Origin of the sequence: Veillonella sp. CHU740, from assembly GCF_003992055.1 — a bacterium.
Taxonomy (GTDB): domain Bacteria; phylum Bacillota; class Negativicutes; order Veillonellales; family Veillonellaceae; genus F0422.
On sequence record NZ_RQVD01000003.1, the window covers coordinates 35272 to 60887 of the forward strand.

27 protein-coding genes are annotated in these 25616 nt (G+C 39.1%); 24 read left to right on the forward strand and 3 right to left on the reverse strand.

Translation table 11 applies throughout. The features are described 5' to 3' along the window. The first annotated feature begins 129 nt into the window (after nt 1-129). From polA to trxA, 8 genes are all read left to right on the forward strand, one after another. Nucleotides 130-2745, forward strand: a complete 2616-nt coding sequence (gene polA, locus EO115_RS02460; protein ID WP_126937408.1) for a DNA polymerase I — start codon at nt 130-132, stop codon at nt 2743-2745. A 77-nt stretch (nt 2746-2822) separates the two neighbouring features. Continuing rightward, nucleotides 2823-3437 (forward strand): dephospho-CoA kinase, encoded by a 615-nt coding sequence (gene coaE / locus EO115_RS02465; RefSeq protein WP_126937409.1) that lies wholly within the window; start codon nt 2823-2825, stop codon nt 3435-3437. Further along, a complete protein-coding gene (locus EO115_RS02470) occupies nt 3434-3997 on the forward strand; it encodes a lytic transglycosylase domain-containing protein (RefSeq protein ID WP_126937410.1) in 564 nt (187 codons plus the stop codon). Before coaE ends, EO115_RS02470 begins: the two co-directional genes overlap by 4 nt. Nucleotides 3998-4008: 11 nt before the next feature. Then, on the forward strand, nt 4009-4653 hold the full coding sequence (locus EO115_RS02475) for a hypothetical protein (RefSeq protein ID WP_126937411.1): 645 nt from the start codon (nt 4009-4011) through the stop codon (nt 4651-4653). A 38-nt stretch (nt 4654-4691) separates the two neighbouring features. Next, entirely contained in the window at nt 4692-6677 is a 1986-nt protein-coding gene (locus EO115_RS02480) for an ABC-F family ATP-binding cassette domain-containing protein (protein ID WP_126937412.1), read from the forward strand. A 9-nt stretch (nt 6678-6686) separates the two neighbouring features. Further along, a complete protein-coding gene (gluQRS, locus tag EO115_RS02485) occupies nt 6687-7613 on the forward strand; it encodes a tRNA glutamyl-Q(34) synthetase GluQRS (RefSeq protein ID WP_126937413.1) in 927 nt (308 codons plus the stop codon). Nucleotides 7614-7637: 24 nt separating this feature from the next. Further along, nucleotides 7638-8009, forward strand: coding sequence for a CoA-binding protein (locus EO115_RS02490; protein ID WP_126937414.1), 372 nt, complete (start codon nt 7638-7640; stop codon nt 8007-8009). A gap of 12 nt (nt 8010-8021) precedes the next feature. Then, a complete protein-coding gene (gene trxA / locus EO115_RS02495) occupies nt 8022-8345 on the forward strand; it encodes a thioredoxin (protein ID WP_126937415.1) in 324 nt (107 codons plus the stop codon). A 63-nt stretch (nt 8346-8408) separates the two neighbouring features. On the opposite strand, the gene EO115_RS02500 is transcribed toward trxA, so the two are convergent. Beyond that, nucleotides 8409-9737, reverse strand: coding sequence for a threonine/serine exporter ThrE family protein (locus EO115_RS02500; protein WP_126937416.1), 1329 nt, complete (start codon nt 9735-9737; stop codon nt 8409-8411). A gap of 1 nt (nt 9738) precedes the next feature. Continuing rightward, nucleotides 9739-10005, reverse strand: a complete 267-nt coding sequence (locus EO115_RS02505) for a DUF896 domain-containing protein (RefSeq protein WP_240628916.1) — start codon at nt 10003-10005, stop codon at nt 9739-9741. Nucleotides 10006-10156: 151 nt separating this feature from the next. On the opposite strand from EO115_RS02505, the gene nth reads away from it, so the two are divergent. The 14 genes from nth to bioA all read left to right on the forward strand — a co-directional run bounded on the left by nth (nt 10157) and on the right by bioA (nt 21732). Continuing rightward, nucleotides 10157-10792, forward strand: a complete 636-nt coding sequence (gene nth, locus EO115_RS02510; protein ID WP_126937417.1) for an endonuclease III — start codon at nt 10157-10159, stop codon at nt 10790-10792. A gap of 1 nt (nt 10793) precedes the next feature. Further along, nucleotides 10794-12296: a hypothetical protein gene (locus tag EO115_RS02515; RefSeq protein ID WP_126937418.1), complete on the forward strand. Its 1503-nt coding sequence runs from the start codon at nt 10794-10796 to the stop codon at nt 12294-12296. 2 nt (nt 12297-12298) lie between these two features. Next, nucleotides 12299-12589 carry a YdbC family protein gene (locus EO115_RS02520; RefSeq protein WP_126937419.1) on the forward strand — a complete coding sequence of 97 codons (291 nt, stop codon included), beginning with the start codon at nt 12299-12301 and terminating at the stop codon, nt 12587-12589. 87 nt (nt 12590-12676) lie between these two features. Then, nucleotides 12677-12874, forward strand: a complete 198-nt coding sequence (gene rpmE, locus EO115_RS02525) for a 50S ribosomal protein L31 (protein ID WP_009354094.1) — start codon at nt 12677-12679, stop codon at nt 12872-12874. 72 nt (nt 12875-12946) lie between these two features. After that, the gene (locus EO115_RS02530; RefSeq protein ID WP_126937420.1) at nt 12947-13837 is read left to right on the forward strand and encodes a DUF1385 domain-containing protein; all 891 of its coding nucleotides are present in this window, start codon (nt 12947-12949) and stop codon (nt 13835-13837) included. Nucleotides 13838-13849: 12 nt separating this feature from the next. Then, a complete protein-coding gene (gene prfA, locus EO115_RS02535; RefSeq protein WP_126937421.1) occupies nt 13850-14932 on the forward strand; it encodes a peptide chain release factor 1 in 1083 nt (360 codons plus the stop codon). After that, complete coding sequence (gene prmC / locus EO115_RS02540; protein WP_126937422.1) at nt 14925-15875, forward strand: peptide chain release factor N(5)-glutamine methyltransferase; 951 nt, start codon at nt 14925-14927, stop codon at nt 15873-15875. The genes prfA and prmC overlap by 8 nt, the downstream gene beginning before the upstream one ends. A 33-nt stretch (nt 15876-15908) precedes the next feature. Continuing rightward, entirely contained in the window at nt 15909-17003 is a 1095-nt protein-coding gene (locus EO115_RS02545; protein WP_240628917.1) for an L-threonylcarbamoyladenylate synthase, read from the forward strand. 18 nt (nt 17004-17021) lie between these two features. Continuing rightward, on the forward strand, nt 17022-17474 hold the full coding sequence (locus tag EO115_RS02550) for a low molecular weight protein arginine phosphatase (protein ID WP_126937423.1): 453 nt from the start codon (nt 17022-17024) through the stop codon (nt 17472-17474). Between the two features lie 17 nt (nt 17475-17491). Beyond that, entirely contained in the window at nt 17492-17929 is a 438-nt protein-coding gene (gene rpiB / locus EO115_RS02555; protein ID WP_126937424.1) for a ribose 5-phosphate isomerase B, read from the forward strand. Between the two features lie 10 nt (nt 17930-17939). After that, nucleotides 17940-18701: a 5'/3'-nucleotidase SurE gene (gene surE, locus EO115_RS02560; protein ID WP_126937425.1), complete on the forward strand. Its 762-nt coding sequence runs from the start codon at nt 17940-17942 to the stop codon at nt 18699-18701. A gap of 276 nt (nt 18702-18977) precedes the next feature. After that, on the forward strand, nt 18978-19541 hold the full coding sequence (locus EO115_RS02565) for a biotin transporter BioY (protein WP_126937426.1): 564 nt from the start codon (nt 18978-18980) through the stop codon (nt 19539-19541). A gap of 106 nt (nt 19542-19647) precedes the next feature. Next, nucleotides 19648-20352, forward strand: coding sequence for a dethiobiotin synthase (gene bioD / locus EO115_RS02570; protein WP_126937427.1), 705 nt, complete (start codon nt 19648-19650; stop codon nt 20350-20352). A gap of 33 nt (nt 20353-20385) precedes the next feature. After that, nucleotides 20386-21732, forward strand: a complete 1347-nt coding sequence (bioA, locus tag EO115_RS02575) for an adenosylmethionine--8-amino-7-oxononanoate transaminase (protein WP_206168424.1) — start codon at nt 20386-20388, stop codon at nt 21730-21732. A 179-nt stretch (nt 21733-21911) separates the two neighbouring features. Here bioA and EO115_RS02580 read toward each other — a convergent pair whose 3' ends face one another. Continuing rightward, nucleotides 21912-23639 carry an NFACT family protein gene (locus EO115_RS02580; protein ID WP_126937429.1) on the reverse strand — a complete coding sequence of 576 codons (1728 nt, stop codon included), beginning with the start codon at nt 23637-23639 and terminating at the stop codon, nt 21912-21914. Between the two features lie 412 nt (nt 23640-24051). On the opposite strand from EO115_RS02580, the gene EO115_RS02585 reads away from it, so the two are divergent. Together EO115_RS02585 and gmk are read left to right on the forward strand one after the other, a co-directional pair. Next, nucleotides 24052-24933: a YicC/YloC family endoribonuclease gene (locus EO115_RS02585; RefSeq protein ID WP_126937430.1), complete on the forward strand. Its 882-nt coding sequence runs from the start codon at nt 24052-24054 to the stop codon at nt 24931-24933. 24 nt (nt 24934-24957) lie between these two features. Continuing rightward, nucleotides 24958-25593: a guanylate kinase gene (gmk, locus tag EO115_RS02590; RefSeq protein ID WP_126937431.1), complete on the forward strand. Its 636-nt coding sequence runs from the start codon at nt 24958-24960 to the stop codon at nt 25591-25593. Nucleotides 25594-25616: the final 23 nt, after the last annotated feature.

The window sequence follows — 25616 nt, forward strand, 5'->3', positions numbered from 1 at the left end:
AGGTTCTCTTGTGAAAGTACTGTATGTACCTAGGGTTTGTAAGTTATATGTATAGATTTTATTCCCACGTAGTCAGGGGAAATATGATATAATGAAGGGTATATACATCAGTAAACAGGAGATATATCGATGAAAAAATTAATGATTATAGATGGCAGTAGTTTATTATATCGTGCATTTTTTGCGCTACCACCATTGCAAAATGCATTAGGCGTTCCTACGAATGCAGTCTATGGATTTTTAACTATGCTTACTAAGCTATATGAAGAGATTCAGCCAGATTATATTGCAGTGGCATTTGATAAAGGAAAACAAACATTTCGTATGGATATATACGAGGATTATAAAGGTACACGTCAAAGTGCACCCGATGAATTGCGACCTCAGTTTGCTTTAATCAGAGAAGTATTGGAATCTCTAGGTATTATCGTAATTGAAGAAGAAGGCTTTGAAGGTGATGATATCATTGGATCCTTAAGTAAGAAATGGGGATCTTCTGATGTACAAGTTCATATCATCACTGGAGATAGAGATAATTTACAACTAGTCGATCAGTATACAAGTGTATTCTTAACAAAAAAAGGCATTACAGATATGCTCCATGTAACGATGGATAATATGGAAGAACTTTATGGCTATGGTCCTCAAATGGTGATCGAAATGAAATCCTTGATGGGTGATTCTTCTGATAACATTCCGGGAGTGCCAGGTGTAGGTGAAAAAACAGCGCTTAAACTATTAAACCAGTATGGTACTTTAGTAGGTGTATACGAACATATTGAAGAGCAAAAGGGTAAGTTGAAAGAACGATTAGTCGACAATAAAGACTTAGCGTTTATTTCACATCAACTGGCTACCATCAAAACAGATATGGATATGCCTTACGCCTTAGAACAGTTTGTACCAGTAGTCCACCGTAGTGAAGTTACACCATTATTTGAGAAATTGGGCTTTCACGCAGTGACGCCACGATTATTGAAAGCTATGGGTGTGGAAGAAGAAGGTACTTTATTTGACCAATTTTTAGCACCACCAGCAGAAGAAATAGAATTAGAACATGTCGTTGAGCTACCCTTAGATTACTATCAAGATAAAACCCTTAGTGTTGTCGTAAAAGAGGCGGGCAAACATCCTTTTAGAACGATAGAAGCAATCTATATGTACAATGGTGAGAAGCAACTCGTTATTAATGGATTCGCAGATGTTTCGCATATTGAACGTGTATTAGATGGAGCTAAAGAAGTTGTTACTGACAATGCGAAACTTTTGTTTGAAGTGTTAGGAACAGAAAAAACAGGGCATATTTCTATCAAAAAGAATGGAGCCGTTCATATTAAAGATATTACTTTATTAGCCTATCTATTAGATCCTACACGAGCGAATTATGGTATGACTTATTTATGTGAACGATTTGGTCAACCATCGATTCCGGTTACAGAAAATGAAGCAGAATGGGCCTTGCAAAGTCAAGCATTGTGGAATATGAATGAAAATGCGGAAAAAGAAGCGCATGCAGCAGGTATTTGGGAGTTATATACAGAGATAGAATTACCACTGCTTCGCACCTTATGTATATTGGAGAAACATGGTATCTATATGGATGTAGCACAATTACATTCCACGTTAGAGCGCTTTAAAGTAGAAGTGGCAACATTGCAAAGTAATATCTATGATCTAGCAGGTGAAACATTTAATATTAACTCTCCTAAGCAATTAGGTGTGATTTTGTTTGAGAAATTACAATTACCGGTTATTAAAAAGACGAAGACCGGCTATTCTACTGATGCAGAAGTGTTAGATATGCTGCGCAATGAGCATGAAATCGTGGAGCAAATTTTAGCTTATCGGTCTATCGTTAAATTAGTGTCTACCTATTTAGAAGGTTTTGAAGGATTGGTGAACCCACATACGAATCGGATTCATACATCCTTTAATCAAATGGTCACTGCTACAGGACGTCTAAGTAGTTCTGATCCAAATTTACAAAATATTCCAGTACGCAGTGAAAAAGGCCGAGAAATTCGTGCCTTGTTTAAACCAAGTGATGGATATGATATGTTTGTGAGCGCCGATTACTCTCAAATTGAATTGCGGATTTTAGCACATTTATCCGAAGATCCAGCTTTAATTCAGGCTTTTAAAAATGGAGAAGACATTCATCGGTTTACAGCAGCTGAAGTATTGGGTAAATCCTTAGAAGAGGTGACTCCACTGGAACGGTCTCATGCAAAGGCTATCAATTTTGGTATTATCTACGGGATTAGTGATTTTGGATTGTCTCGTGATTTAGGAATTACTCGAGCAGAGGCAAAAGAATACATCGAGTTGTATTTTAGCCGGTATCCACAAATTAAATCCTATATGGATCGCATGGTGCAAGAAGCTCATGAAACAGGTATGGTTCGTACTATGTTTGGACGAGTACGCCCATTGCCAGATATTAATAGTCGTAACTTTAACCGCCGGTCTTTTGCGGAACGTACAGCTATGAATACGCCAATTCAGGGGACTGCTGCTGATATCATCAAGAAAGCTATGAATGAAGTAGAGAACGTTTTGGAAACAAAAGGATTACAATCTCGCATTTTACTGCAAGTTCATGATGAGCTAGTATTGGAAGTTATCGAATCAGAGCAAGAAGTAGTGGAAACAATTTTGCGTGATTGCATGGAGCAAGTAGTAGTACTGCAGGTGCCACTACAAGTAGATGTACATAGTGCAAAGAACTGGGCAGATGTAAAATAATAGAATTTACATAGAATGTATATATTCTATATATGAAATATGATGTGTATGACTAGAATCAATTATGGGGAGTAGCTATGTATAAAATTGGACTTACAGGTGGCATTGCTTCTGGTAAAAGTACAGTGCTGCGATGGTTACAAAAAAAAGGTGTTCCTTTTATTGATGCCGATGTGGTAGCTAGAGAAGTAGTAGAGCCAGGGACACCTGGTTTGCAAGAATTAGTAAAGGTCTTTGGTCAAGATGTATTATTGCCAGATGGTACATTGAATCGCCCCTACGTAGGGTCTCTAGTGTTTTCGGATACCACAGCGCTAGAAACGATTAATAGCATTTTACAACCACATATTCGACATCGTATGCAGGTATTAGAAGAAGAATGGCAGGCTAAAGGAGCTACAGCGATTATATATGACATTCCATTGTTGTTTGAAACTGATTGGTATACAAGAATGGATGAAATATGGCTTGTGTATGTCAATCAAGCGACCCAGTTAGAGCGGTTGATGAAACGGAATACATATACAGAAGAAGAAGCATTAGACCGAATCCATAGCCAAATGAGTTTAGATGAGAAGCGTAGCCGTAGTCATGAAATTATCGATAATTCTGGTACTATGAAACAGTTAGAAAAACAGTTGCGAAAACTGTGGAAGATTAAGAAGGAGTACTTTCATAAGGAGGAAGCATGAGAGTATCCACCGCATTTGCGTGGTTAGTAGTTATATTGACAGCCTATTATGTACAATACGGGCAGCCTTATTTAGCAAGACAATATGCATATCCTATTGCCTATGAAGATGCCTTGCGTAAAAATGCAGAGACATATCATGTACGGGCTTCATTAGTGGCAGCTGTTATCTATACGGAAAGTAAATTTGATACGAATGCTAAGTCCCTGCCTGGGGCATTGGGGTTAATGCAGTTAATGCCAGAAACGGCACATTGGATTGGTGAAGAGTTAAATCAGCCAACTATGTCCGATCAAGATATTAAAGAGCCACAGGTAAATATACAGTTGGGCACTTGGTATTTGTCTTATTTATTAGAAGAATTTAAAGGTAATGAAATTTTGGCTTTGGCTGCCTATAATGCAGGTCGTGGTCATGTGGAAGAATGGATGACAACCTATGGATGGAAGGATGATTTTTCAGATATTGACGCCATTCCCTTTCAAGAAACAAGAGATTATGTAAAACGAGTGATGGCGAATGAAAAACAATATAGATCGCTATATAGTCAATTACGATAAATGAGGACATTATGGAATCGATTATAAATGCCTGTCAAGCGCTTGATATATCTTGGCTGCAACCATCTATAGGAAATTTTCGCTTGGTAATAGACCAAGAGCAAACATCTTCTACGGTGTATAGAATATTTCATTATGAGAACAATAAAGGGTGGCAGTGGTCAGCCTTATATGATAAAGAAGTAGAAGATTATATGGTTCGTATCTCAATCCCTTTAGTGGACTTTGTAGATATTTCATTCATACGTGAATCGTTAGAACCATTTATAGAAAACTTAAAAGAAACCTATGAACAATCTATTGAAAAACGATTTATACAGCCAGAGGCAGGTTTCTTGTATGAGTATCGTAAAAAAGGGATTCCACATTGGAAGTATGACCGAGTTTTGCCATCAAAGATAGGTGAGTTCCATAGAGATTTAACTCCTGATATGGGTCTTGCTATGATCAATGGGTCGTATCTTATTGGAACCTATGTGAAAGAGAAGCAAGAAACTGGTGTGGTGCTATTTTATAATACATTTCGGGATGAGTTTTTTGGAGAAACTCGTCAACAAGGGTATCCAGGCATCACTCATAAGTTAGATGCGACGACGATAGAACAGTTTGAACATGCCTTGGAAGAACATTTAGAAGAGGTTTTAGACAATTTATAATGCGATGATGAGTACAGATAATAAGTAGGAGTAGAGTTTTGGAACAAATCCGAATAGAAAAATTAGGAAAGTCTTTTGGTGTGCGTGAAATCTTCTCCAATGTATCCTTTACGATTCGACAAGGGGAACGTCTTGCCCTCGTAGGACCCAATGGGGCGGGTAAGTCAACATTGATGAAGTGCATATTAGGCATTGAAGAGCACGATGAAGGTATCATTGTGAAAGACAGCAGTATCACCATTGGGTACTTACAACAAGATGTCAATTTAGGAGATGCTAGTTTAGAAGAAGAAATTCAAACAGCTTGGGCTGACGTACAGCACTTGGAGTTACAATTACATTCTTTATCAAAGGAATTAGAGCAGCGAGAAGCGACAGAGCAAGATTTGCGACGCTTGTCCTATTTACAAGACCGTTTGGAATGGCTTGGAGGCTATGATTATGAAAAGCAAAACCAACGTATTGCCTATGGATTAGGCTTTACTGATGAAGATTTAAAAAAGAAAGCTAGTGAATTTTCTGGTGGACAAAAAACACGCATTAATTTAGCAAAGGCTTTGGTGCGTCGCCCCGATTTTCTGTTTTTAGACGAGCCTACCAACCATTTAGATATGCCGATGCTAGAATGGTTAGAAGGGTATTTAAAGTCTTATAAAGGTGGCATTGTCATCATCAGTCATGACCGCTATTTCTTGGATCAAGTTGCTACAGAAGTAGTAGAATTAGCACATCATAAAGTACATACCTATAAAGGGAATTATAGTCAATTTTTGAAGCAACGTGAACAACAACGTGTGGCACACCAACGGGCCTATGATAAACAACAAGAACATATTCGTAAAACAGAAGAATATATTGATAAATACAGAGCTGGTATAAAGTCGAAAATGGCTCGTGGCCGTCAATCGCAGTTAGAACGATTGGAACGGTTAGAAGCACCTGATCAAGATCGAGAGTTTGCATTTACATTCCCGAAACCAGAAATGAGTGCTGATCGAGTGCTTATGATGGATGATGTAGCTATAGGTTACGATAGAAACGAGCCAGTAGCTACACATATCACCACAACCTTGCGTCGTGGTGATGTAGTTGGTTTAATTGGAGCAAATGGAGCCGGTAAATCTACGCTTGTGAAAACTATTATGGGGGAGCTTGATACAATTGATGGTTCTATCACTACAGGAAATCGTGTGCAGACAGGATACTTTTCACAAGAACATGAAGAGTTGCATCCTACGTGGTCCGTTTTACAAGAAGTGATGTCACCTTACGATATGTCAGAGGAATCGGCCCGCAGTATATTAGGAGCATTCCAATTTAGAGGTGATGATGTATTTAAATTGGTAGGGGACTTATCTGGTGGAGAACGTGCTAGGGTAGCTCTTTTAAAGTTATTTTTAGAAGGCCGTAATTTTTTAATCCTTGACGAACCTACAAACCATTTAGATATACCTACAAGAGAAACGGTAGAGCATGCGTTACAACAATTTGAAGGGACTTTATTGATTATCTCTCATGACCGATACCTATTAGATGCTGTAGCTAAGCGAATTATTGTATTAGAAGCTGGTGGCATTGAAGAGTTTCATGGAAACTATTCATACTATAAAGAAAAACTGTTGGAACGATCTGTATTGGCGGCTCAGAAGTTAGAAGAGCAGAAATTGAGTGGTGATACCCAATCTAGAAAACCACAAACTTCAGATACTTACGTAGCATTGGAGAAGGAAAACAATAGATCTACGGGTCAAGAACCATCTTCTGTGGAAGTAAGTAATGCTGATGTAGTAACGGTACCTAAAAAGAAAACCAATGCATATATGTTAGAAAAAGAGCTAGCTAAGGTGGAGTCGGATATTGCGCGGTATGAAGCGACAATAAAGATGTATACCGTACAATTACAGGATCCATCAATTCAAGGCAGTATATCTGACTATGAACGTCTATCTGAGGAGCTAGCACTTACCACAAGCAAATTAGAATCTTTGTATGAACGTTGGGAAACACTTAGCGAAGAGTCTTAGGAGGCGATTATGAAAGGCCGTTTTGCACCGAGTCCTACGGGACATATGCATGTAGGGAATATATGGGTAGCATTTCTATCCTATTGGTCTGCACGGCGACAAGGTGGGGAATACATCGTTCGCATCGAAGATGTAGATACACAACGATCCAAGCCTATGTATGCGGAACATATACTAGAAGACTTAGCCTGGCTAGGGTTCACTTGGGATGAAGAACTGACATATCAATCGCAACGAGTGCCTGTGTATGAACAATATCTAATGGAATTGCAACAGCAACAGCGCCTGTATCCATGCTATTGCAATCGAGCCCGTTTACAAGAAATTAGTAGTGCTCCTCATCAAGGAGAGTCACATCATGTGTATGATGGGTATTGTTTTAAGAATACACCGACCGTGGGAGAGAGACCACCTTCTTGGCGACTTCATATGCCTAATGAAGAAGGTAGCTTTATGGATTTATACAGAGATTGTGTCCATTATGAGGTACAATCTTTAGTGGATGATATCATATTGAAGCGGTGGGATGGCATGATAGCCTATCATTTAGCGGTAGTTATTGATGATTATGAGATGGGAGTTACAGAAGTCATTCGAGGCAATGATTTACTACCTGTTACGGGACATCAAATTGCCTTGGCCCATGCCTTCGAATTTTCTGGGTTACAATATGGTCATGTCCCAATGCTAGTCGATGAAGAAGGGTATCGTTTATCCAAACGACAACAAAGTATTACTATACGTGACTTACAAAGTCAGGGAGCTTCTCCTGAATCTATATGGGGTTGGTTGGCATTGTCCACAGGAATTTTAGAGCCTGGTGATGTACCTAGATGTGGAAAAATATCTCTTGAGGAATTACTAGGCATACAGATTTCTCCCCAAGTGTTAGCTCAAGATATAATTAAATTGACAAATTTCGATATTATGGTATGATAATACAGTAATGAGGTGATACGTATGTCAATGGAAACAGCGATCCAAGAAAAAACGTGGGCTGTTTTAGGCGCCACAACAAGAACCGATAAGTTCGGATATAAGATTTTCAAACATCTTGTAAATAAAGGGTATACAGTGTATCCAGTGAATCCTAATATTACATCGATCGATGGTATACCATGCTATCCAAGCTTACAGGACTTGCCTGTAGTGCCTACTGTGGTAGACTTTGTGGTACCAGAAAAAGTGGGTTTAGAAGCCCTCGATAGTTGTAAAGCGTTAGGAGTTAAGACGGTTTGGTTACAACCAGGTGCGGATAAACCAACAGTAGTCAAAAAAGCAACGGATTTAGGTCTTGAAGTGATTCAAGATTGTGTATTGATTCAAATCTAATAGGAGGCTTTCATGAGCGCAATTATTGATGTAACAACAGCAAATTTTAAAGAAGTAGTCGCAGCAAACGACAAAGTAACAGTAGTGGACTTCTGGGCACCATGGTGTGGATACTGTGTTCGCATGATGCCTGTATATGATGAATTAGCGGCTGCATTAGGCGACAAAGTGACATTGACAAAAGTAAACACTGATGAACAACCTGAATTAGCTCAATTCTTCAAAATCGAAATTCTACCTACATTTGCTATCTTTAAAAATGGTGAAATCGTAGATCGCAAAATTGGTTTCATTCCATTAGAAGAATTAAAAGCAGCTGTAGAAGCTCATCTATAATATATACTATCAAATAAAAAGCATGTATCTCATTGACAGTGCGTCAAAAGATACATGCTTTTCTTATGTATATCGTTTATCTAATAAACTTTCTAGTTTTTTCTCTTTTCTAGCATCTAATATCTTACCCGCTAGAATAGATGGGATAGCCACGCCTACACCGATGGATATGATGATTAGGATGGCAGTGACCCCACTTTGGATAGCTTCTACGAGTGTAGTAGAGGTAAGTGAGTTAATGTGTAACATAGCATATAAAAATCGATAGATAAATACGCCAGGTACTAAAGGAATAGCTGATGGAATAGCTAATACCTTGGAAGATGTTTTGCCATGACGGGCAGCTTTCAACGAGAATAAGCTCACCATGGCTGCAGCGATAAAAGTAGCACCGAATACAGAAAACCCTAAATGAAGGATTAATGTATTTTTTACTAAAATCGCGATAAGGCCACCTATACCAATAAGAGGTAATAAACGCTTCGGCGTATAAAACATGACAGCATAGCCAGCAGCACCAACTACGGCAGCTCCTAATAAGACTGGAGAAATGCTATCTGGTACAATGCTCAGATGAGTAAAGTCATAGGTATGGTTAAAGTACTGAGCCATACTAATTCCTACGGTCATACTGCCAACAATGAGTAAGGTATGCACAGCTCGCGAGATACCTGCCAAAATGTGATTATTTAGCAAGTCATCTACGGTATTGATGAGAGGGATACCAGGCACCATAAACAATGTGCAAGCAATCATAGCATAGATTACATCGGAGGAATCAAATACACAGCCAGATATATAGGCGAGTCCAGAGGAAACCATTGCTGCACAAGCAATGCCAATGTAGCCATTGATTTGAAACCGTTTTAAAACGAGTTGCACTATGAATCCTAACAAAGCGCAAACTGTTGTAATCCATGCAGAGATAATAGTACCCCCAAATAAGATGGGAAAAGCTCCACAGGCAAAGCCTGCAAAGATAGCAGATGTAGCATCCGAATAGGGAGGATCTTTTTTAGCAATCTCTTCCAGTTCTTGAGAAAATTCATCAAGAGTATATTCATTACGTAATGCAGTCCAAGTTAAGACACTAATGGCGGAAATAATATCCATATTAGCTCCTAAATATTGGACTTTTCTAAAGGATGTAAAGCAATCTTCTGGACTATGAATATTAATTAAAATATTAGAGTAGGCGATATGGATATGAAGATGATCTGCTGGAATTCCCATATATGCAGCCGCGCGACGCATATCTCGAACAATTTGGTTCGCATTGGCCCCATTTTCAGATAATAAACAGCCCATACGAAGTAGAATTTTTACCTTTTTTCTGATTTCCACAAAGGGTTCTTCTAAAATATGCAAATCCTTTTCTGTATATTGAGACATATTAATGCTTCTTCCGTAAGTATTCCGTATTTAAATCTACATCAACTTCCACAGTATCTGCTTCAGGTTCAGCATCTACAAACTCAATAGATTCCAAATGTTGTACCACTTGGGCACGGATAAAACCTAAATAGACTTCATATAGATCTTTTTTTTCGGCTAACTCTTCTTCTGTTAAAGTTTGGCCGGATTTCTTTTTCGCTGCCAATGCATTAATGCGTATTAACGCTTCTTCCATAGTCATTTCTTTTTTTTCTTGTTCTGTCATATATAATCTCCTTATTTGTTACTAGACTACCTTTATGGTATGATACTCTATATACTAGGTTAGATGAAAGTATCTAACCGATGGTATTCATTGTAGATTTATATTATAACACGTTTTACATAGTTTTTTCATCTTAGAGGAGAAGGCTCCGATGCGAATCACAAAAGCCATTAAGGCAGAGCAAATACGAATATTGGGAGAAGTCTACCATGATGCAAAACCAGCCTTAGAGTTTACAACACCTTTTGAATTACTAGTGGCGGTGGCGTTGTCTGCACAATGTACAGACGAACGGGTTAATATTGTAACAAAACGACTCTTTCCTAAATACAGCGATCCAAAAGATATGTATGAACTGGGGATTCCAGGATTAGAAGCATTAATTAAAGATTGTGGTCTATATCGTTCCAAGGCAAAACATATTCACGAAACATGCAAGATTTTAGTGGAACAATACAATAGTGAGGTACCTCAAGATTTTGATACCTTAGTAACGTTACCAGGAGTAGGACGTAAGACTGCCAATGTATTAGTGTCTATTTTATTTGACACACCAGCCATTGCGGTAGATACCCATGTATTCCGCGTATCGAATCGATTGGGGATAGCCAAAGGCAAAACACCAGATGAAGTAGAAAAGAAATTGAAAAAAGCAATTCCTATGGAACATTGGAGTGCTGCTCATCATTGGATGATCTGGCACGGTCGAAAAATTTGTAAAGCAAGAAAACCTTTATGTGACGAATGTCCTTTATATGATGTATGCCAATCGGCGGGGAAGGTATAATATGACAGAACAAATGAGACGTCTTATTGAGACTTTTACAAAAGTAGGTATTACAGGACCTGCTATCGTACAAGAAATAGCAAGATTTAGAGTATTAGATCAAATCATTACGCAAAGCGGTGAAGTCCGTGAGTGGGGCATTACACCAAAAGAATTATTTGAGCTTGCTCAAACATCTACAGTAGATATGTTTGGACCCTTGCCCTATGACGAAGAAGCGTTTAAAGAAATTTACGGCATTTCCTTTAGCGTAGAGTTGATGGACTTCATCAGTGCTACTGGCTATTATGAAGGCGTGTCAGCCGGTCGCCAATGGTCTGTACCGATGCAAGAAGTCATCGACTTCCATAAGAATACAGAGGGAATCATTCTCTTTGCCTATTTCGAGGAATACGCAGCTATCGCAGAAGAAATTATGCAAACCCTTCCAACAGATCGGTTGCTCTTCTATACCGCTTCTGAAAGTTGCTATGATTTATTCCGCAGTTTATACCCACTAGCACCTGTTATCAATGAATGGCCAGAAGATGTGATTTTTGACCACATTGTGGCAGCTACATCTGGTATGTTTACGGCGCCAGTAACAACGATGGAACAAATGGCGGCTCGTGTGAACAATGTGAGTGAGAAAGGTACTGTGCGGTACTTCATTCCAGTGTCTGCTGTACAAGACCAATTAAATATGAATCGAGTAGCTCTACAGTTCATGATTCTTCAAAATCATTTAGAAGCGGTTCGAGAATGGGCGCCTCTACAAACTTATGAGTTCCGTTATGGATTAGGACCTGTGAAAAAAGTAGATCTATCCATTTGTGAAATCGTTGAAGATGGGTATAAACAAACGAACTTTATTCCATTGCCTCACGAAATTTTGGCATCCATGGAAACCTTTAGCTTGGCTCATTATGGACTTTCACTATATGGTGTACAAGTGAGCATGAATCCGAAACATCCAACCATGGGTGAAGATGGATATATGCATGGCGATTATCGTATCCCAACCTACATGCAACGCATGTTTGAAGCCTTGGAAGGATACTATTTACAAGTATCTATGAAAGGTATCGATGTATCTGTTACATTAGAACAAAAAGGTGGTATACCATTGGGAGCATCTCCAGAAGATGCAGCTGTACAAGAGGCAATGGAACAATCTATTTTACAAGATGATACGGTAGAGTATCATTGGTACTTTAACCATCCAAGTGCGCCATTCTTGTGGTATACATATTTCAATAGTGAAGAAGGAAAACAAGTGGCCCGTACCTTAGCATCTATGGTGACCACAACACCTGCCTTATTACAATTAATGGGTAGTTGCCGTCGCCAAGTTGTGAAAGATGAGGCGTTAGCTACTTTTACCACAACGTTTACTACATCATTAGAACAATATGAAGCAGAAAAAGCACAAGCCGAAACAAACTGGGCTAATGCATTAGCGGGATTGGCCGCTGCCATTGTACCAGAACCAACAGAAGTTAATACGGAAGTAGAGGAGGACTAATCATGGGAGTTGTAAATTATTCAATCTATAAAGTACTAGGCACATTGTCTGAAAATAAAGACGGCATGAAAAAACAATTAACATGCACAAGCTGGGGACGTTACAATCCTAAATTCGACATCCGTGCTTGGGATGAAGATTACGTACAAATGACAAAAGGTGTTACATTAAGCTTAGAAGAAATATTAGAATTAAAAGAAATCTTAAATTCTGTAGATTTGGAAGAAGCCTTAGAAGAAGCAAAACAAGAACGAGCAGAGGCTAAAAAATTAGAAGCAGAAAAATCTGAATAAGTCATAGCCCCCTAGTGTTGCATAGATACTAGTATTCGTGATATAATCTATAGGAAAAGTTTAGACGTTGAAAAGAGGTGTATATACATGAAAGAAGGAATTCATCCTAATTATGCGGAAGCAACTGTAACTTGCGGTTGTGGAAACACATTCAAAACTGGTTCTGTTAAAGGTGATCTTCGCGTGGACGTTTGCTCCAACTGCCATCCATTCTTCACAGGCCAACAACGTGCGGCTAAAGCTCGCGGTCGTATCGAACAATTTAACAAACGTTACGGCAAATAATTGCGTACACAAACTATACAAATTAATTGGCAGAGCTAAGGCTCTGCCTATATTTGTTTTACAGGAGAATCTATGACTCAACAACGAGTAAAGAAATTTGTCGGTGGTCAAGCAGTGATTGAAGGGGTTATGATGCGTGGTCCTAAAATTATGGCCACAGCTTGCCGTAAGCCGGATGGAACTATAACGGTAAAAGAAGAACCTACAACATCTATCCAGGACAAGTATCCTGTGTTGAAACTGCCTTTCTTACGTGGAACTGTAGCTTTGTTTGAATCCTTAGTGATCGGCATGAAAGCCTTATCCTTTTCCGCACAAGCTTCTGGAGAAGAAGAGGAGGAAGTAACGAATAAGGAAATCGCCATCACTATGGCTGTATCTGTGCTGATCGCAGCGGCATTATTTATTGCCTTACCGACATGGTTAGCAAAATTTATGCCTGGTGCTGGCTCAGATCATATGATATTGAATCTATATGAAGGAACCATTCGATTAGTTCTTTTTTTACTATATATTTTTGCGATTGGACTCACTCCAGATATTAAGCGTGTCTTTCAGTATCATGGGGCGGAGCATAAAACCATTCACACTTATGAAAATGATAGGCCATTAACAGTAGAAGAAGTGCGAAAGCATTCGAGATTACATGCTCGTTGTGGTACAAACTTCTTGCTATTCGTCATGGTCGTGAGTATATTTGTATTTGCTTTTCTAGGGTGGCCAAACTTAGTGGAGCGCATTGTTTCCAGATTAGCCCTCATGCCTGTAGTAGCGGGTATTTCCTATGAGTTAATCCGTTTTGCTGGACGCTCTCAAAACTCACTGGTAAAAGCTATGATCGCTCCAGGCCTTGTGTTACAATACATGACAACACGAGAACCAGATGATGATCAAATTGAAGTGGCCATTCGTGCCTTACAATCGGTGCGACCTAGTGAAGAAGACGCATACGAAGATGAGTAGAAAGGAGTCACCGTGTTAGTAGATAAACTACAAGTGATTGAAGATAAATTTTTAGACTTGGAACAGCGCATTTCTGACCCAGATGTGATTGCTCGACAAGAAGAATGGCGTAAATTGACGCGTCAACATGCATCCTTAACAGATACAGTGAACACATTCCGTCAATACAAACAAGTCTTAGCGGGCATTGAAGAAGCGTTGGAAGTATTAGGCGACAAAAGCTTAGATGAAGACTTCCGTGCCATGGCTCAAGAAGAATTGAATGATTTAAAAGTTCGCCGAGATGAACTAGAGGCAGAATTACATATTTTGCTATTACCAAAAGACCCGAATGATGATAAAAATATTATCGTCGAAATTCGTGGCGGTGCTGGTGGTGATGAAGCAGCTTTGTTCGCAGGGGATTTATTCCGTATGTTCACAAAGTATGCAGAAACACAGGGTTGGAGATGTACTATTATCGATGCGAACGAGCCTGAATTAGGGGGCTTCAAAGAGGTAGTATTCTCCATCGAAGGCGACAGTGTATATTCTAAGTTAAAATTTGAAAGTGGCGTACACCGTGTGCAACGTGTGCCAGATACAGAATCATCTGGACGTATCCATACGTCTACTGTAACTGTTGCAGTATTACCAGAAGCAGAAGATATCGACATCGAAATTAACGATAAAGATTTGGAAATCGATACATACCGTGCGTCTGGTGCAGGTGGACAGCACATCAATAAAACAGAGTCTGCTGTTCGTATTACGCACAAACCATCTGGTATTGTAGTAGCTTGTCAGGACGAGCGTTCTCAGCTTAAAAACCGTGAAAAAGCAATGCGTGTATTGCGTGCTAAATTACAAGATAAAGCAGAGCAAGAAGCAACGTCCGCTATGGCAGCAGATCGCAAAAGCCAAGTGGGTACAGGGGATCGCTCCGAGCGTATTCGCACGTACAACTATCCACAAGGTCGTGTCACAGACCATCGCATTAACTTAACTTTATACAAATTAAATGCTGTATTAAATGGGGATATGGATGAATTAATCCAAGCCCTCATTACAGCAGAACAAGCCGCTAAAATGCAAGAGGCAAATCAACATGGATAATGAGTTATGGACTATTAGTCGCATGCTCCAATGGACAGAGCAGTATTTTCGCTCCAAAGGCATAGAATCAAGCCGCTTGGATGGGGAAGTACTGCTTTCTCATAGTTTGGGCTGTGACCGCATGTATTTATATGTGAACTTTGATCGCCCTTTGGACAAGGCTGAATTAGATGTCTATCGGCCTCTTGTGGTGCAGCGTGCGAAGGGATATAGCGTAGCAGCTATTACAGGGCATAAAGAATTTATGGGGTTAGACTTTCATGTGAACGAACATGTGTTGATTCCACGTCCTGATACAGAAACATTAATTGAAGATATTTTGGATCTATATGATGTAGAATCTGCGCCGCGGATTTTAGATTTATGTACCGGTCCAGGCACTATATTGCTAAGTTTACTGCACTATTTACCGAATGCCACTGGTGTAGGTGTAGATATTTCGGATAAAGCTCTGGCGATCGCTGAGGACAATCGCACATCTTTAGAATTAGCTGATGTTTCAAGATTCTGTGAAAGTGACATAAAGCAACTGTTAGAACAGGTAAATATAGGCAAAGGTAGTGAATATAAAGCGCTAATGGATGCTTGTAAGGCTCTATTTGGAGAACAAATCACATCCTTAGAAGGAGTATTTGATGTGCTTGTGTCGAATCCACCGTATATTACGACAGCGGAGACGAACACATTATCTCAAGAAGTATTACACGAACCTCATATTGCACTTCATGGAGGAACTACGGGATTAGAGTTTTATATTCCTATCATTCGTGAAGGGTGGCGATTGGTAAAAGATGGTGGTTACCTTGCCATCGAAATTGGACAAGGTCAAGAAGAGGCAGTATCTAAACTAGCTATAGAAACGGGGAAATATGGTGAGCCAGTGTATCAACGAGATATCGCTGGTATTATACGTGAAGTGCGTTGGGAAGTGCGACGAAAATAGTGCTATAATAGTACATAGGAAAGGAGGTATGATATGGAAGCAGTAGATAATATTGAAACACAGCTATTAACTGTAAATGATGTAGAATTAGCCGGTACTTTACTTCGTGTAGGGGATTTGGTAGCTATACCTACGGAGACGGTGTATGGCTTAGGCGCTAATGGACTGGCAGCAGATGCTATGGACCGCATTTATGAAGCAAAAGGGCGACCTTCCGACAACCCTTTGATTTTACATGTATGTGACCAATCTATGGTGCATCGTTTAGTACAACATATCACTCCTTTAGAACAAAGATTGATGGATACCTTTTGGCCAGGTCCACTGACTATTACCTTTGAAAAGTCAGCACTAGTGCCAGAACGAGCGACCGGTGGACTTTCACGGGTGGCATTACGATGTCCAAATCATGACGTATGTCGTGAGATGATACGCATTGCAGGTGTTCCTATCGCAGCGCCTAGTGCTAATCGGTCAGGGCGACCAAGTCCAACCACCGCAGAAGCAGTGCTGCATGATATGAAAGGACGTATTCATGCAATAGTGGATGCAGGTCCCTGTGAAATAGGTGTAGAATCTACAGTCGTACAAGTCGAAGATCATACTGTCATTATCTTGCGTCCAGGTGGTGTTACAAAAGAGATGCTAGAAATGGTGGCGGACCATGTAATATATGATACGGCATTGCATGACCCAACAGAGGCGCCGAAAGCGCCAGGGATGAAATATCGCCATTATGCACCAGACATGCCGGTGCAAGTACTCGTGGGACAGTCATTAACAGTAGCAGAATATATGAAAGACATCATAGATACAATAGTTCAGCAGGAACCTATGTTACAGGAAGATTGTAAGGGAAAGCCGAGAATTGGGTTATTACTTTCAGAGGAAACTTTAGAAAATTTAAATGCAGTACTTCCTAATTTTACACTTTCAGTAGATATCATTGTATATGGTGAACAAGCAGAGCCTATTTCATTGGCCAATCGTTTATACGATAGTTTATTACAGTTTAACGACGTTGGTGTGGATACATTGATTGTGGAAGGATGTACACCAGTAGGACTTGGCGTGGCCGTTATGAATCGCTTAGAGAAGGCCAGTGGTGGTCATGTAACATTGCTTTAAAGTATAGTAGAGGTAATTATGAATTTATTATTTGTATGTACAGGAAATACCTGTCGTAGTCCCATGGCAGAAGGGATTGCACGCGCAGTTGGACGTGAACAACATGTGGATGTAGTTACGCTGTCTACTGGTCTATTTTGTGTACCAGGGGCTAAGGTCAGTGAAGAATCGGTAGTAGCAGTTCAAGAATTAGTAGGCGAAGATATTAGCGAGCATAGCTCTCGTCCGTTAAAAATAGATTTTGTGAAAGCTGCAGATTATGTACTAGCTATGACAGAAGACCATAAAAAAATATTACTTCGTCAATTTCCTTTTGACAGTAAAAAAATTATGACTCTTGCTGAATTTGGTGGAGAAGACGGAGATGTGGTAGATCCTTTTGGACAATCTCAAGAGGTATATAACCGAACAGCAAAACAGATTTTTGATTATGTTAATAAAGGGTTAGACATTCATAAAGATAATGTATAATGCAAAAGGAGGATAAAATGAAAGTAGCAGTTGGTTGTGATCATGGTGGATTTCATTTAAAAGAAGCGATTAAAGGTTTACTAGAGAAACAAGGTATTGAGTACAAAGATTTTGGTACGTATTCCACAGATTCCATGGACTATCCAGATGTGGCGAAGCCATTGGCAGAAGCTGTGGCAGCGGGTGAATTTGATCGCGGTATTTTGACATGTGGTACAGGTATCGGAATCGGCATTGCAGCGAATAAAGTAAAAGGGATTCGTGCTGCATTATGTCACGATACATTCTCTGCTCATGCTAGCCGTGAACATAACAATGCTAACGTACTGACTATGGGAGAACGAGTGATTGGTCAAGGCTTAGCATTAGATATCGTAGATATTTGGTTACATACTGAATTTGAAGGCGGTCGCCATGAAAAACGAGTAGAAAAAATTTCTGCTATAGAAGGATAATGATACGAATATGCATATTTTAGTAACAAATGATGACGGTCTATGGGCTCCAGGGATACAGGGGTTAGCACAAGAGTTAGCTAAGCATCACCGTGTGACGGTGGTGGCACCCAAAGTCGAACAAAGTGCAAAATCTAGTGCATTGACGGTGCAGGTACCAATCCGTGCCAAGGAAATGAGCGAAGATGGTGAGAATCCTAGAATGGTATTTGTAGAAGGTACACCTGTAGACTGTGTGAAGTTTTCTTTATCCTATTTATTGCAAGAAGACAAACCAGAAATAGTGGTTTCAGGCATTAACCATGGATTTAATTTGGGATCTGATGCAATTTATTCTGGTACAGTGGGGGCAGCTATGGAGGGGTTGATGTATGGTATCCCATCATTAGCATTGTCCCTAGAGCGATATAGCCCAAAACGTATGGAGGAAATTCTACCATTTATTACAGACTTTATAAAGGTAATGTATGAAGAAGGGCAATACCAAGGTTTATTGAATGTTAATTTCCTAAAAGAAGGTCCTGTAGGTTGGGAACAAGTGAAAGTATTCCATCAAGGGTTCCAAGAATATACGAATGTTATCGATGTTCGTCAAGATGCAAAAGGTAGAGAATATTACTGGATTGTAGGTGACCAAGGCTTTCAAAAAGAAGAACGACCAACCGATGTAGGGCACATTAAAGAGGGATATATTTCTGTGGTTCCATTAACATGGAAACAAGAAGATACAGCGCAGATAGCAAATGTAGAGAAGCTAGTTAAGTCTTACTAGCCCTAATCGATGGAAGGCTTTTGGGGTATTTTTGCTATCTATATTTTGTTTAGATGTATTACGTATATTTAAATAATAAATTTATTTTTAAGTATAAAATATATTCATTACTACCGATCACTTTAATACATTGGAAGATATTAGAGTGATCGGTTCTTTTTATTGTAAACTCCTAGTAAATCAATTCGAGTTGACAATGAAAAATAATAGTGCTTTAATACTACTTGAAAGACATTTTTTATCATCATGTATTGTCGATCAAGGGAGGATCGTATCATGAAAGAAGAAGTGAATGTAAGAGGAACGATGAGTGCTAGACAAATTACGATGACGGCTTTATTTGTAGCTTTGGTAGCGGTAGGAGCATTTATTAAAATTCCGATTCCGTATTTGCCATTTACGTTGCAGTTATTGTTTACTACACTAGCAGGATTAATTTTAGGTAGTCGACTTGGCGGAATGAGTGTTGTCATGTATTTAATTCTTGGGCTGGCAGGAGTTCCAATTTTTACTGAAGGTGGCGGACTTATGTATGTTGTAAAGCCTACATTTGGATACCTTCTAGGGTTTGCTATTGGGGCTTTTGTGGCTGGTCGCATGGTAGAAACTTCAGTGACATTAACATTTAAACGATTATTAGCAGCATCCTTTGTAAACCTAGCAATCGTTTATGGAGTGGGGATGCTCTACTTATATGAAATTAAAGATTTATATTTAGGAAAACCAATTGGGCTTGATGCGCTGTTTATCTATTGCTTTGCCTTGCCGGTGATCCCAGATATTTTCCTTTGTATTTTGGCAGCAGTCATTGCAAAACGTTTGATTCCAATTTTGAAGTAAAAATGAGTGAATGTAAATAAGGTGCGTATATAATGACTATATGCACCTTATATGGATTTTACAGAGGAAAATAGCAAGATATACAACGTAAGAAAGGGTATGAATCATGACAACTATACAAAAACCGAAGGGTTTATATATCTTAGGAACAGGAACTGATGTTGGTAAAACATATATTACAGCATTATGGTTGAAACGTCTTAGTGAGGCGGGACATGATGTAGCCTATTACAAAGCAGCTGTCAGTGGTGCACCTAGTATTACTGAAAGTGATGCAGGGTACGTAAAACAAGTGGCAGGACTTTCACAGGCAGATGATACATTGCTATCCTATGTATTTGATGAGGCAGTATCGCCCCATTTGGCAGCGCGTCATGAAGGGAAAGTCATCGATAGAACTGTGGTGAACAAAAACTTCTGTCATGTAGCGAGGGCCCATGCATACACAACGGTAGAAGGTAGTGGCGGTATCATATGCCCTCTGCATGTAACAGATACAGAACTGTATATGCTAGAAGATGTGGTAAAAGATTTAAACTTACCCACTATAGTAGTAGCCACAGCGGCATTAGGGACGATTAATAGCACAGTATTAACAATCCATTATTTGCAATCCAAAGGTATTCCTGTAAAAGGTATTATTGTAAATCACTACACAGGAAATCCTATGGAAGAAGATAATTGCGTGATGATGGAACGATTGACAAGCATTCCTGTATTAGATCGAGTAGGGCCAGGTCAAACATCGTTGCATATGGACGTAGATGCTATGTTAAGTTGCTACGAGGATATAGTGAATCCCCATGCGTAATTAGATAATTATAAGAGAGGTATAGGTATACACATGAAAGATTGGGCAAAAAAAGATTTAGAATTAATTTGGCATCCATGTTCTCAAATGAAAGATTATGAAACATTGCCACCGATTGTGATCGACCATGCAAAAGGTTGTTATTTATATGATGTAGAGGGAAAAGAATATATAGATATCATCAGTTCTTGGTGGTGTAATTTATTGGGTCACTGTCATCCAAAGGTAAATGAAGCCATTAAACAACAACTAGATACATTGGAGCATGTTATCTTTGCTAACTTTAGTCATCGCCCTGCCATCACTTTGGCGGAACGTTTGAAAGAAGTAGTACCAGAAGGATTAACACGCTTTCACTTTAGTGATAATGGGTCTGGTGCTGTAGAATGTGCTTTAAAAATGGCCTTCCAATACCACTATCAAACAGGTCATCCAGAGCGTCAAAAATTTTTATGCCTTAGTGAGAGCTACCATGGTGAAACCATTGGAGCTTTGTCTGTAGGTAGCATGGATTTATTTGCTGAAATTTATAAACCGATGTTGATGGATCAAACTATCCACACGCAAGGACCAGATTGCTATCGTTGCCCTTATGATAAAACTCGTGAAACTTGTTCTTGTGAATGTTTTGAGCATATGGAACAAGACTTTGCAGAACATGGATCTACCTTGGCAGCAGTAATCGTCGAACCATTGATTCAAGGGTGTGCAGGTATGAAAATGTATCCGCCAGAATACCTACGTAAACTACGTGAGTTGTGCGACCGTTATGGAGTGTTACTGATTGCTGATGAAATTGCTACAGGATTTGGACGTACAGGTAAGTTATTTGCTTTTGACCATGCTGGAGTATCGCCAGATATCATGACCGTATCCAAAGCATTGACGGGTGGCTATATGCCGATGTCCATTACAGTGGTGGCTGAAAAAATTTACCAAGCTTTCTACGATGATTACCATACTATGAAAGCGTTTATGCATAGCCATACCTATAGTGGTAACCCATTGGGATGTGCTGCTGCATTGGCTGTCCTTGATACATTGCGTGATGAGCATATTTTAGAACAAGCTGAAGATATGGGGAATTATTTACACGATGCCTTATTGAAAGCTTTAGGCAACCATCCAAATGTAGGTGAAATCCGCCGTATGGGACTAATCAATGCTATCGAACTTGTAAAAGATAAAGATACAAAAGAAGGCTTTGATGGATCCTTGCGCATGGGGTATCAAATCTATAAAAAAGCCTTGGATAGAGGTTTATTACTACGTCCATTAGGAAATGTAATTTATTTCAACCCACCTTTAACAATTGATAAAGAGACTATCGATATCGCCATTGAACGAACAGTACAAGCCATGGCAGATGTATTGGGGTAGTAAAATGAATGCATTATTATAGTAGTTCTATAACTCGTAATGAATTAGAATAATAAAAAGGCTGTAAGCAAACGATATGAATGCTTACAGTTTTTTCTATATTTTGATTATGTTGTTAGGAATCAGTAGTTCTATTAGATTACAAAGAGCCTTCTATCTTGCATGTAAGATATTCTAAACTAGTTGTTTTCTATATACCCCTCAGGTGCTTTAGGTTCTACTACGATGTCGTTATGGGTATTAAAAATAACATACCCCAATGGTGATCCAGGTGGCTTTTTAATATGTTTCACTAAGGTGTAGTCCACGGTTACTTTAGACGTATCTTTTCCTTTACTAAAGTACGCAGCGATTTGTGCAGCAGCTTCAATCATTTTAATAGTTGGCTCAATGTCAGACCGCAAGATCACGTGGGAACCTTGTATATGTTGTGTATGTAACCATAGGTCATTTGGTTTAGCCCAACGGTTGGTGAGGTATTCATTTTGTTGGTTATTTTGTCCTACGTATACATCGCCACCTGGGACTGTAAAATGCAGAAAATTATCCTTCTTTATTTTGAAAGGAATCGGCTTTTTAGATTGACGCAAGATGCCTGCACTTTCACATTCACTGCGGATTTCTTGGACAGCCTGTTTTGTTGTAGCTAGGGATAAACTGTACTGAATGGACTCCAAATAGGCAAGACGCATTGTACTTTGTTCTAATTGGTATTGACCATTCTTGGTACGATTTTTCATTTTTCGATATAGCTTATAATAGGCCTGCGCATTTTCTGTAATGGACAAAGGTGGGTCTAATGGAATGGTAATGTTTTCACCTTCATCAGACAGGACATTTTGTACCGTTACTTCAGACTCGTAGTGATGTGGTAAGTAGCTATAAATCATGAGCAAATCACCATAGGATTTATACATATCAGCTTTGGATGTGTCATCTAGTTCAGCCTTAATTTTTTCATGACGACCTTCTTCTTTTTTGATGGCGGCGGCGATAATTTTTTCTAGTTCTTTTCCTGCTGTGTGAATGGCACCTAGCTTTGCTACATCCTGTGAAAGGGCCTCGGAAATCGTTGTGTACTGTATGGTGTCAACAATAGTATGAGGAGAACTTTCAGAAATAGGAATAGGCGTTAATAAACGTTTGCCGGTTGTTGTAGTATATTGCAATAATCCTTGAGCACTAAGAAGTTGAGATTGCAAATTGGTCAGTCCATCTGTAACTGTATGAATCAGGTCTGATGTCATGGGTGTAGTAGGCAGTAAATCAATACGATAACATAGATCATCTAATAGAACAGGACCGAAGCCGTTAAAGATATGACGAATGGTATTGCCCACTGTGTCTTGTGAAAAGGATTGGAGTAATTGTGTGATCTCCGGACCGGAGAACTGCATGAGGTCGACACGAGATGTATTAGGTGGCAAGTCATATGGTAACTTAGGTGCCACAGAGCGTACACGGTTCATCAGTGGAGTGACGTGAACGAGAGATTCCAAGATGGTTCCGTTTTGTACGAAAATACAATTGGAATATTTGCCCATTAGCTCTACATAGATTTCATTTACAACGATGGAACCATCTAACCCTAACTTGTCGGCTGTAATGCGGATGATACGGTCCCCGTGAAGTTGCTCAATATTTGTGATGCGAGCCCCTTCAATATGTTTTCGTAAATACATAATAAGAGACGTAGGCTCTTTTGGAGCATCTACTATTTTGTCTGTTACATAGATAGACGGAGCGCTGCCCACGGTAATCACTAAGTAGGGGCTAGTGGTAGGTGTATTAATTTTTAAAAGAATACTTGTTTTGTCAATCTGCTGAATACGTTGAATCTGACCATTTCCTATTTGGTCGTTCAGTTCTCGTATCAACACAGATAATGTTAAGCCATCTAAATTCATGAGAATCCTTTCTATGTTCCATTTTATTAGAACGATATGATGTATAGGGTATAGATCTAATACATCATCTATATATAAGTTTATCATACGATGATAAATTGATTGCTAAATAGTTTCAGTACTATTCTTATATTAGTATACACTAATCTAGTACTAGTAGATATAGGTAGCTTTTGAATTAAAGGTAAGACATCAAAAATATGGCTGAATAGAGACATCGTTAAACTTGATGTTTCATTGAGAGCAATATATAAGAGAAGGTTAATGCATATCAGGATTAGCAGTGAATTAAAATTTCTAACTATATTAACCTTATGGTAGATATAGATTAGAGCAAATAAAACGTTTTATTTTTACGCCTACCGTGCTATACTGAAAGGTAAGAAATAGAACGGAAACGCGAGGTAAATCCATGAACAGTATGACAGGCTTTGGTCGCGGCATAGTGACTACGGAAACAGGAAGTTTCCAAGTAGAGATTAAAACAGTAAATACACGCTATTGTGATATTACTATAAAAAGTCCAAAACAATTTAATGTGTTTGAAGACAAAGTGAGACGATTGATTCAATCTGCCTTTCAACGTGGTAAGGTAGAGGTGTCCATTTTGTATAAAGAATCAGGGGAGCAAGAAAAAGACTTGCGTATGAACCGAGCCTTATGTGGACAGATTAGACAATTTTTAGTAGATGAAGGCTTTTACCCAGATGTGAAAGATGTTCCTTTATCTGCTATTATGTCTATTTCTTCTGATTGGGTTACTGTAGAAGAACCACCAACTGATGAAGGGGCGATTGGTAAAGCCTTAGAAGAAGCAACCAAAATTGCAATAGAAGGTGTTCTTGCAATGCGCGCCAAAGAAGGCGTGGCGATGAAAGAAGATATTACTTCACGTTTACAAGGGATTGAAAAGTTATTTGCCTATATGGAAAGCCGTAGAGATGTGGCTTTAGCACATCATGAAGAACGTTTGTTACAGCGGATTCATACGATGTTAGATAAAGTAGGTGCGGATTTTCAAGAAGAACGCTTTGTTCAAGAAGTGGCTATACTTTCAGATAAAGTAGATATTTCAGAAGAGATTGCTCGATTTGCCTCACATATGGTACAATTAAAGGAAATCCTCGAAGAAGAGGAACCTATTGGACGGAAGCTAGATTTCTTATTACAGGAAATGAATCGTGAAGTCAATACAATGGGATCTAAGGGGAATGAAATTACAATTGTAGATACAGTTGTACAATTAAAAGTAGAGTTAGAAAAAGTAAGAGAGCAAATTCAGAATATAGAATAATGCGTAAGTAGTACTGGAGTTATCATGTCTGATAAAGGAATATTAATCGTCATTTCTGGACCATCCGGTGCGGGGAAGGGTACAATTTGTGCAGAACTTCGCAAACAAATGCCGAATTTGGTCTATTCTGTATCTATGACCACACGTCAACCACGGGTGGGTGAAGAAGAGGGCATTAGCTATTTCTTCCGCGATGTAGATACATTTGAAAGTTTAATCAAAGAAGATGCATTCTTAGAATATGCAAAAGTGTACGATAACTATTATGGTACACCAAAAGAGCACGTGATGAACTTATTAGAAGAAGGCAAAAGCGTGATCTTGGAAATCGATATTCAAGGGGCTATGAAAGTGAAAGAGGCCTATAGTGATGCTGTCTTTATTTATGTAGTGCCTCCTTCATTAGATGTACTCACATCACGTTTGCATGGACGTGGTACAGATGATAAAGAAGTCATCCACAAACGATTATCCTTGGCGTGTTCTGAGTTAGCCTTAGCACATCGCTATGACTATATTGTAGTCAATGACGATTTAGAAGATGCCATTGAAAGAACGGCTTCTATTTTAAGAGCTGAGACCTGCAAGATTAGTCGAAATAAAGAAAAAATTCAATACATTTATAAACGATATAGCAATGAGCAACAAGAAAATCATTAAGTTGCTATTGGTATTTCAAAATA

What these genes read in the sequence shown, in the direction of transcription:
- EO115_RS02545 (WP_240628917.1), top strand. Translation starts at nt 15,909, where the DNA reads ATGGAAGCAGTAGATAATATTGAAACACAGCTATTAACTGTAAATGAT.
- gluQRS (WP_126937413.1), top strand. Translation starts at nt 6,687, where the DNA reads ATGAAAGGCCGTTTTGCACCGAGTCCTACGGGACATATGCATGTAGGG.
- EO115_RS02515 (WP_126937418.1), top strand. Translation starts at nt 10,794, where the DNA reads ATGACAGAACAAATGAGACGTCTTATTGAGACTTTTACAAAAGTAGGT.
- EO115_RS02580 (WP_126937429.1), bottom strand. Translation starts at nt 23,639, where the DNA reads ATGAATTTAGATGGCTTAACATTATCTGTGTTGATACGAGAACTGAAC.
- EO115_RS02490 (WP_126937414.1), top strand. Translation starts at nt 7,638, where the DNA reads ATGTCAATGGAAACAGCGATCCAAGAAAAAACGTGGGCTGTTTTAGGC.
- EO115_RS02505 (WP_240628916.1), bottom strand. Translation starts at nt 10,005, where the DNA reads ATGACAGAACAAGAAAAAAAAGAAATGACTATGGAAGAAGCGTTAATA.
- EO115_RS02585 (WP_126937430.1), top strand. Translation starts at nt 24,052, where the DNA reads ATGAACAGTATGACAGGCTTTGGTCGCGGCATAGTGACTACGGAAACA.
- rpmE (WP_009354094.1), top strand. Translation starts at nt 12,677, where the DNA reads ATGAAAGAAGGAATTCATCCTAATTATGCGGAAGCAACTGTAACTTGC.
- prmC (WP_126937422.1), top strand. Translation starts at nt 14,925, where the DNA reads ATGGATAATGAGTTATGGACTATTAGTCGCATGCTCCAATGGACAGAG.
- gmk (WP_126937431.1), top strand. Translation starts at nt 24,958, where the DNA reads ATGTCTGATAAAGGAATATTAATCGTCATTTCTGGACCATCCGGTGCG.
- coaE (WP_126937409.1), top strand. Translation starts at nt 2,823, where the DNA reads ATGTATAAAATTGGACTTACAGGTGGCATTGCTTCTGGTAAAAGTACA.
- EO115_RS02500 (WP_126937416.1), bottom strand. Translation starts at nt 9,737, where the DNA reads ATGTCTCAATATACAGAAAAGGATTTGCATATTTTAGAAGAACCCTTT.
- EO115_RS02475 (WP_126937411.1), top strand. Translation starts at nt 4,009, where the DNA reads ATGGAATCGATTATAAATGCCTGTCAAGCGCTTGATATATCTTGGCTG.
- EO115_RS02550 (WP_126937423.1), top strand. Translation starts at nt 17,022, where the DNA reads ATGAATTTATTATTTGTATGTACAGGAAATACCTGTCGTAGTCCCATG.
- EO115_RS02565 (WP_126937426.1), top strand. Translation starts at nt 18,978, where the DNA reads ATGAAAGAAGAAGTGAATGTAAGAGGAACGATGAGTGCTAGACAAATT.
- bioA (WP_206168424.1), top strand. Translation starts at nt 20,386, where the DNA reads ATGAAAGATTGGGCAAAAAAAGATTTAGAATTAATTTGGCATCCATGT.
- rpiB (WP_126937424.1), top strand. Translation starts at nt 17,492, where the DNA reads ATGAAAGTAGCAGTTGGTTGTGATCATGGTGGATTTCATTTAAAAGAA.
- EO115_RS02470 (WP_126937410.1), top strand. Translation starts at nt 3,434, where the DNA reads ATGAGAGTATCCACCGCATTTGCGTGGTTAGTAGTTATATTGACAGCC.
- bioD (WP_126937427.1), top strand. Translation starts at nt 19,648, where the DNA reads ATGACAACTATACAAAAACCGAAGGGTTTATATATCTTAGGAACAGGA.
- trxA (WP_126937415.1), top strand. Translation starts at nt 8,022, where the DNA reads ATGAGCGCAATTATTGATGTAACAACAGCAAATTTTAAAGAAGTAGTC.
- polA (WP_126937408.1), top strand. Translation starts at nt 130, where the DNA reads ATGAAAAAATTAATGATTATAGATGGCAGTAGTTTATTATATCGTGCA.
- EO115_RS02520 (WP_126937419.1), top strand. Translation starts at nt 12,299, where the DNA reads ATGGGAGTTGTAAATTATTCAATCTATAAAGTACTAGGCACATTGTCT.
- nth (WP_126937417.1), top strand. Translation starts at nt 10,157, where the DNA reads ATGCGAATCACAAAAGCCATTAAGGCAGAGCAAATACGAATATTGGGA.
- surE (WP_126937425.1), top strand. Translation starts at nt 17,940, where the DNA reads ATGCATATTTTAGTAACAAATGATGACGGTCTATGGGCTCCAGGGATA.
- EO115_RS02530 (WP_126937420.1), top strand. Translation starts at nt 12,947, where the DNA reads ATGACTCAACAACGAGTAAAGAAATTTGTCGGTGGTCAAGCAGTGATT.